At 31.3% G+C, this 6764-nt stretch carries 9 protein-coding genes; 5 read left to right on the plus strand and 4 right to left on the minus strand.

The features are described 5' to 3' along the window. The first annotated feature begins 74 nt into the window (after nt 1–74). Complete coding sequence (locus LQ673_RS07730; RefSeq protein ID WP_191835865.1) at nt 75–1424, plus strand: PepSY-associated TM helix domain-containing protein; 1350 nt, start codon at nt 75–77, stop codon at nt 1422–1424. Between the two features lie 97 nt (nt 1425–1521). Here the strand turns inward: LQ673_RS07730 and LQ673_RS07735 are convergent, their stop codons facing one another. The 3 genes from LQ673_RS07735 to LQ673_RS07745 all read right to left on the minus strand — a co-directional run bounded on the left by LQ673_RS07735 (nt 1522) and on the right by LQ673_RS07745 (nt 3713). Further along, nucleotides 1522–1686: a hypothetical protein gene (locus tag LQ673_RS07735; protein ID WP_162841912.1), complete on the minus strand. Its 165-nt coding sequence runs from the start codon at nt 1684–1686 to the stop codon at nt 1522–1524. Between the two features lie 96 nt (nt 1687–1782). Then, on the minus strand, nt 1783–2640 hold the full coding sequence (locus LQ673_RS07740) for a cation diffusion facilitator family transporter (protein ID WP_239705195.1): 858 nt from the start codon (nt 2638–2640) through the stop codon (nt 1783–1785). Between the two features lie 362 nt (nt 2641–3002). Next, complete coding sequence (locus LQ673_RS07745) at nt 3003–3713, minus strand: transaldolase (RefSeq protein ID WP_037588645.1); 711 nt, start codon at nt 3711–3713, stop codon at nt 3003–3005. 193 nt (nt 3714–3906) lie between these two features. Here LQ673_RS07745 and LQ673_RS07750 point away from each other — a divergent pair, with 193 nt between their 5' ends. Genes LQ673_RS07750 through LQ673_RS07765 form a run of 4 tightly spaced genes read left to right on the plus strand, consistent with a single transcriptional unit; the run spans nt 3907 to nt 5860 of the window. Then, on the plus strand, nt 3907–4758 hold the full coding sequence (locus LQ673_RS07750; protein WP_037588647.1) for an MBL fold metallo-hydrolase: 852 nt from the start codon (nt 3907–3909) through the stop codon (nt 4756–4758). 46 nt (nt 4759–4804) lie between these two features. Then, nucleotides 4805–5107, plus strand: a complete 303-nt coding sequence (locus LQ673_RS07755; RefSeq protein ID WP_191835862.1) for a hypothetical protein — start codon at nt 4805–4807, stop codon at nt 5105–5107. Nucleotides 5108–5150: 43 nt separating this feature from the next. Beyond that, nucleotides 5151–5516, plus strand: a complete 366-nt coding sequence (gene crcB, locus LQ673_RS07760; protein WP_126477612.1) for a fluoride efflux transporter CrcB — start codon at nt 5151–5153, stop codon at nt 5514–5516. Further along, nucleotides 5513–5860, plus strand: a complete 348-nt coding sequence (locus LQ673_RS07765; protein ID WP_037588653.1) for a fluoride efflux transporter FluC — start codon at nt 5513–5515, stop codon at nt 5858–5860. Before crcB ends, LQ673_RS07765 begins: the two co-directional genes overlap by 4 nt. Before the next feature lie 123 nt (nt 5861–5983). Here LQ673_RS07765 and LQ673_RS07770 read toward each other — a convergent pair. Beyond that, nucleotides 5984–6764 (minus strand): putative Ig domain-containing protein (locus LQ673_RS07770; protein WP_239745031.1); only part of this gene is annotated, 781 nt, incomplete at its 5' end.

Below are 6764 nucleotides of genomic sequence, written 5' to 3' on the forward strand. Positions count from 1 at the left end.
CATATTGTAATTAATTTCAAAAAATAATAATGTTAAATAGAAGTTATACATTATTTGAAATAGAGGTTGAGTACATGAACAAAAGTTTTAATCCATTGAGACGGTTACATTTTTATGCAGCTTTCTTTATCACACCTTTATTATTAACACTCTCACTTACAGGTATTGGTTATTTATTTTATACAAATGTAGAAAATAATATTTACCATGATGAATTTTTTAAAGATAGCGCTACGAAAGGTCATCAATCATTAGATGATGCTATTCAAGAAATTAGAGATGTATATAAAGGATACGACATTCAAAAGATTAGTATTATGGATGAGCCATACAATAACAGAGTTACAATCGGGAATGAAGATGGAGATTCACGCTATATTTTCTTGGATGAACATAATCAAAGAGTTGCAAATCAAAACGCTAAATATACATATTCCAACGTATTAAGAGAAACACATAGTTCTTTATTTGTTGGTGGTAGTTTTGTAAATTATTTAGTTGAGCTAGCAGCATGTTGGACAATTTTTATGATTATATCAGGTATTTATTTAACTTTTAAATCAAAAGCATTGAAACCAACTAAAAAGAAATCATCATTCTTATTAAATAGACGATTACACGCGATCATAGGACTTATTATTGCAATTCCTATATTCATAATCGTTCTAACAGGCTTACCATGGTCAGCACTTATGGGTAAACAAATTAACCAATTTGCTGAGGATCATCCAAAGCTTGGTTATACAGCACTACAAGCTAACCCACCAGAATCAGAAGACAATGAATTACCATGGGCAACGCGTACTAAGGAGAAACCGTCATCTAAAAAAGATCCACATGCCGCACATCACGGTTCTATGAGTAATGTGATTGGTGCAGATGGACAACAAAGTTTAGAAAATATTATCGCAAGTGCTGAAGAAAATGGCATTAAAAAGCCATTCTCTATCGTTTACCCTTCTGATGAAAAAGGAGTATTCACTGTTTCGAAAAGTAGTAATACAGGTGTTACAGGACTTGACGTTGCACCAAAAGAAGAATCAACAGCATATTTCGATCAATATTCAGGTAAACTTTTAGATAAAGTAGACTATGATGATTATGGTATTATCGGTAAATGGTTCAGTTTCGGCATACCTTTACATGAAGGTCACCTATTTGGAACTGCAAATAAAATCATTAACCTATTAGTATGTTTAGCCTTTATTGGTGGCATTACATTTGGTTTCTTATCATGGATGAAACGAAAGAAATCCAACTCATTTAGCGCACCAATAAGAACTACTAATCAAATTCCAATTGGACTCATTGTTTTCCTAGTTATACTAGGAATCGCAATGCCATTATTCGGATTATCACTTATTCCAGTCGCAATTATTGAATTCTTCTTATGGAGACGACATAATAGATTAAATACAGTGTAAATAAAAAGCATATCACGTATCTGAAATTAATTTCAGATAACACGTGATATGCTTTTTTTTATACAAATATTTAAATGCATTCATATATTCATTAAATTTAGCTATTAGCCTCGTCATAATCATTACAAACTGCTTCAAGTAAGTGTCTTAAATCATGATCATCCATATCATCTGGAACTCTAACTTTTATAAGATGATTTTTATCAGTAATAACATGAAAATAATGATGGTCATTCTCATATCCTTTTCCTAGTATTTGCATGAATAACATCCCCTTAGATATATATCAAACACTCATATACTAATAGTATCATACTTATTTAATTTATTTTAATATTTGAATTTCACAATAAATTGTTTACAAGTTAGGCTCAGGATGTAAATAAGATGAATAAGCGCCAGCTTCTTTTAATTGATGTTCAACTAAATCACATATATCATGTGCTTCATCTAATGTTAAATCTTTATCTACTATGATCGTTACATCAAGAAATACACTATTACCATGATAACGCCCTTTTATAGATGGTACGTCTAATACGCCCTCTATATTTTCAATTTCTTCTATATAATTATTTAAATCTTTTTCATGAAAACCATCACTCAACGTGAATATCGATTCTTTAAAAATCGTAAAACCTGTATAAACAATAATAAAGCCAAGAATGACAGCAAGAATAATATCAATTATAGGTAGACCAAACTGTGTAAATATAAGGCCAATACCAGTACCAATGCTGACTAACGCATCAGACAAATTATCTTTTGCTGCTGATTTAAGTGATGTGCTTTTAGTCTTAATCGCTAATTTCCAATTAAATAAATATACTAAAATCATGATAATACCACTTATAAAACTGACCCATATTGTCAGTGTGCTAGGTTCACTATAATCACCTTGAATTAACTTAGGAATGTTGCTAGAAATAACTTCTATCCCGACAAACATAATGATAAAAGATACAATTAAAGTTGTAATATTCTCCGTCTTCATATGCCCATAAGGATGATTCTTATCTGCAGGTTTGACCGAAATCTTCAACCCTACTAGTACTGCCACAGAAACAAATATATCTGTTAAATTGTTTAAACTATCCGCTTTTAATGCAGCTGAATTATAAGTTGTCCCTACTACATATTTCAAAATAGAAAGAATAATATAAGTAACCAAACTTATATATGCGCCACGTTGTGCAATTCTCAAATTATTTGCCATTTCCAACACTCCAATTTTTTCACTGAAATATGATTATATAACAAAATTTGAGACAAGTTAATGAATTAGTTATCGTAAAATAATATAAATTATTTCGCATATTTATGTTTTAGGCATACCTATATTTCAAGTACACATTCTCTTATAATATAGTATTTATATATCTAAAAATTTTCAGTATATGTTCAGATGATATTTGTTACAATAGACCCCCTTAGTTACAATTCCTCCGACTTTTGTTACTATGTGCCGCCTTAGTTACAATTCCTGCGACTTTTGTAACGTCTAAAAATCATTTTACTTACAAAACTAAAAAACCCAACAAAGTTAGATAACTTTGCTGAGTTTGATGAACTACATTCTTATAAAATGCTTAATCCGCTTGCTTTAATATCTTTAGCAAACCCTTGAACTGTATCTACAGATAATTCATTAATATCTCTTCCGATGTTTGGTACTTTTGCTACTACATCTTTAGGACATGTAATGATATCTACGCCAATTTCGTCTGCTTGAATAACGTTAAATAATTCACGGCAACTTGCCCATAATAATTTAACGCCTTCTTTACTATGACAAACTTTTTCTGATTCTTTCATTAATGGTAGTGGATCTACACCTGTATCAGCAATTCTACCTGCGAATACTGAAACATATGTTTCAACTCCTGGTTTAATTGCTTCTACTATTTCTTTAACTTGTTCAATTGTATAAACAGCAGTGACATTAACTTTAACATCACTTTCTGATAATTTTTTAATTAAAGGAATCATTGATTCACCTTTTGTATTTACAACAGGAATTTTGACAAATACGTTTTCACCGTATTGTTTTAAAATCTCTGCTTCTTTAGCCATTGTTTCTATATCATCTGCAAATACTTCAAATGAAATCGAAGCATCTGGTATTGCTTTAACGACATCTTCAGCAAATGTTTTATAATCCGTTACACCTGCTTTTTTCATTAAACTTGGATTTGTTGTGAAACCATCAACTTCTTTATTCTGATAGGCTTGTTTCATTTCTTCAATGTCTGCACCATCAGCAAAAACTTGTACTTTAAGATTACTCATGAATTTCATTCCTTTCTACATGTTGTGCATTTATCGTACCATAATTTGCAATCGCTTACTAAATTATTTGTTTAAAACGCCAATATCCGAGTTATTTTAAATGTATTTTGAGGTGCTTTATGGCATAATAAGAATAAATATAAATCAAATAATATTTTTTAAGTAATATAAATTGCTTAGGTGGTGTATTTTGATGGCTGATAATATAGAAACAATAAAGCATTTCAAACTATATACGACCGGTTCATTTTTAGGTGACGAAGCAGTCATCAATAATAGTCCTACGAGCCGAGTTGAACGGTACTATATTTTTTCCTACTATTTAGAAATTAATGATTTCAAAATACTCATAAATACAGGCTTTTCCGAACATGTGAAACCAAGTACGGATTTAAAAACTTTAAAATTATTTCGCAGACAAGACTATAAAGTGTACGAAACTTTGCCAAGTCAATTGTTGAAAGATCACGTACATCCAGATGAGATCGATTATTGTATCATTACAAATTTTTCAAGTCATCATCTCGGATATTTAAATGCGTTTAAAAATGCGACAATCATAACTTCAAGTGAAGCTTATCACGATTTTATTACACAACAAGTTTCCAACAACAATAACCTTCAATTAAGCTTTCATGTTATGCCGGATAACTTTAAAGAACGCATTGAATTTGTAGAAGATTTTGTACAAACTGAACACCCTATTTTGGGTAAAGGATATAAAGTCTTCAATCAAGATGCCTTAGTTAGCTATGATTTGCCAGGAGCCATGCCAGGTCAATTCGGCTTAATGATGACATTCTCTAATTTAATGATTTTTATGTGTAGCGATGCCGCATGGTGCCGTTCAAATATTCAAAAGAATGACCTTCCTACTAAAAGATTGTTGCGCAAAGCATACAACGGCGAACTTTTCATTGAAACCCATTTAAAGCTTATTGATTTAAAAGAAAATGCGAATACCTCTCTTTTTATCATTCCTAGTCATTGTAAAAAAATGGACGACTTTGAAGAAGTAATGGAATTATTAGATGCAATAAAATAATTTATATGATAACATAAACGATTATATGGAATTTTTGGAGGGCATCATGGATAAAGCTAAACGCTATTTTTATATATCAATTATACTTATTATTATTAGTTTATTTTTAAGTGCACAAAACCCATTTTTAGAAACAATGTTTGGATCTTTAGTGTCGCTCGTACTAATAAGTAGTATATTAAACGGTATTTTATTATTAATTGCTGTCTTTACAACTGATAAGTCAATTAAATATCAAACTGATAAACACTCAACACTATCAAAATTGAATAAACTATTACCAATTGTTTTATTCATCGTCATTTTATATCATATTGTCGTTATAATAAGATTTTTCGGAATAATTTAAGGGAAACATAATGTTTCCTTTTTTTAATGAGGAGGTTTATTAAATGGTATATTTAGCAATATTTTTAGGCGGTGCTATAGGTGGAGGGCTAAGATATTTAGTTTCGTTAATGATCACTAATGACGCTTTCCCGTTCTCCACCTTAACTGTTAACGTAATCGGAGCTCTTTTAATGGGTATATTCTCTACATATTTCATTAGCTATTTCAAAGCACATCCAAATATTAAAAAATTAATTACAACAGGCTTCTTAGGTGCTTTAACAACATATTCATCTTTAAGTTTAGAAACAGTTGAGTTACTAGAACGTGGACATATCTTCCTTGCAGGCACATATTTACTCGTTAGTTTACTTCTCGGATTCATATTTATTGCAATAGGTTATAGGAAAGGAACTGATGAAGCATGACGTTATTATATATTATGATAAGTTCAGGTATAGGTGCTCTTTGCAGAAATTTCGTGAATGAATTCTTCACTAAACTATATACAAATCACTTCCCAGTAGCTACTCTAACTGTTAACGTAATCGGAAGCCTTATAATAGGATTTGCCGCACAATATTTAAATGATAATAGTTATTCATATGCAATTATCGCAATAGGCTTTTGCGGTGGATTTACAACATTCTCTACTCACTTTTTAGAAATATATGAACGATACTTATTAAAATCATATAAAATGATGACTATTTATATCGTATCTACAGTCATACTATCAATCGGAGCATGTTATTTAGGATATCACTTATAATGCTTCTTACGAAAAGATACATTTATATCTATGACAAAATAAAAAGGACTGACAAGAATAAATTTTCTTATCAGTCCTTTTGTGTTTAAAAGTGTTTATTTTTTAGTTAAGATTCTAACTATTTTACTTATCGGTCTTAGAATCTTTTTTCTTTCTTCTAAATGTTAAAATTCCACCAAATAACGCAATAACAGATGCAAATAAAGTTAAGTTTTTATCTTGTTCACCTGTATCTGGTAATACTTTAGAATCGTTTCCACCGTTGGATGAATTGTCTCCATTATCTCCTGAGTTGTCATTTCCACCGTTTGATGAATCATCTCCGTTATCTCCTGAGTTGTTGTTTCCACCGTTTGATGAATCGTCTCCGTTATCTCCTGAGTTGTCATTTCCACCGTTGGATGAATCATCTCCGTTATCTCCTGAGTTATCGTTTCCACCGTTGGATGAATCATCTCCGTTATCTCCTGAGTTATCGTTTCCACCGTTGGATGAATCATCTCCGTTACCTCCTGAGTTATCGTCACCGTCATCATCGCCGGGATTGTTACCATCATTTGATGAATCATCTTTTACAATTATAACGAAAGTTGTCGTTGTTTCATTGCCTTCACTATCTCTAGTTACAACTGTAACAGTGTATTCACCAGCTTTTGTCGGTGTGCCTGAAATTGTATTTGTTTCTGGATCGAATGTTACACCGTCTGGTAAGCCACTTACTTCATGTGTCACTGGTTTTCCACTATTATCTTTGCCATTCAATGTTACATCTTTGATTGGCGTATTTACTTCTGTTGTTTGATCTTCAATTGGATCTACCGTTGGTGGCAATGTATCTTCAACTGTTATTGTGAATGTTGTTTCTGTTTTGTTGCCTGATTCGTCTGTTGTAACTACTGTTACA

It is taken from the genome of Mammaliicoccus sp. O-M54 (genome assembly GCF_022386035.1).
GTDB classification, from domain to species: Bacteria; Bacillota; Bacilli; order Staphylococcales; family Staphylococcaceae; genus Mammaliicoccus; species Mammaliicoccus sciuri_A.

Coding starts and splice junctions, on each gene's coding strand:
- LQ673_RS07755 (WP_191835862.1), top strand. CDS start 4,805: ATGGATAAAGCTAAACGCTATTTTTATATATCAATTATACTTATTATT.
- LQ673_RS07730 (WP_191835865.1), top strand. CDS start 75: ATGAACAAAAGTTTTAATCCATTGAGACGGTTACATTTTTATGCAGCT.
- crcB (WP_126477612.1), top strand. CDS start 5,151: ATGGTATATTTAGCAATATTTTTAGGCGGTGCTATAGGTGGAGGGCTA.
- LQ673_RS07735 (WP_162841912.1), bottom strand. CDS start 1,686: ATGCAAATACTAGGAAAAGGATATGAGAATGACCATCATTATTTTCAT.
- LQ673_RS07750 (WP_037588647.1), top strand. CDS start 3,907: ATGGCTGATAATATAGAAACAATAAAGCATTTCAAACTATATACGACC.
- LQ673_RS07740 (WP_239705195.1), bottom strand. CDS start 2,640: ATGGCAAATAATTTGAGAATTGCACAACGTGGCGCATATATAAGTTTG.
- LQ673_RS07745 (WP_037588645.1), bottom strand. CDS start 3,713: ATGAGTAATCTTAAAGTACAAGTTTTTGCTGATGGTGCAGACATTGAA.
- LQ673_RS07765 (WP_037588653.1), top strand. CDS start 5,513: ATGACGTTATTATATATTATGATAAGTTCAGGTATAGGTGCTCTTTGC.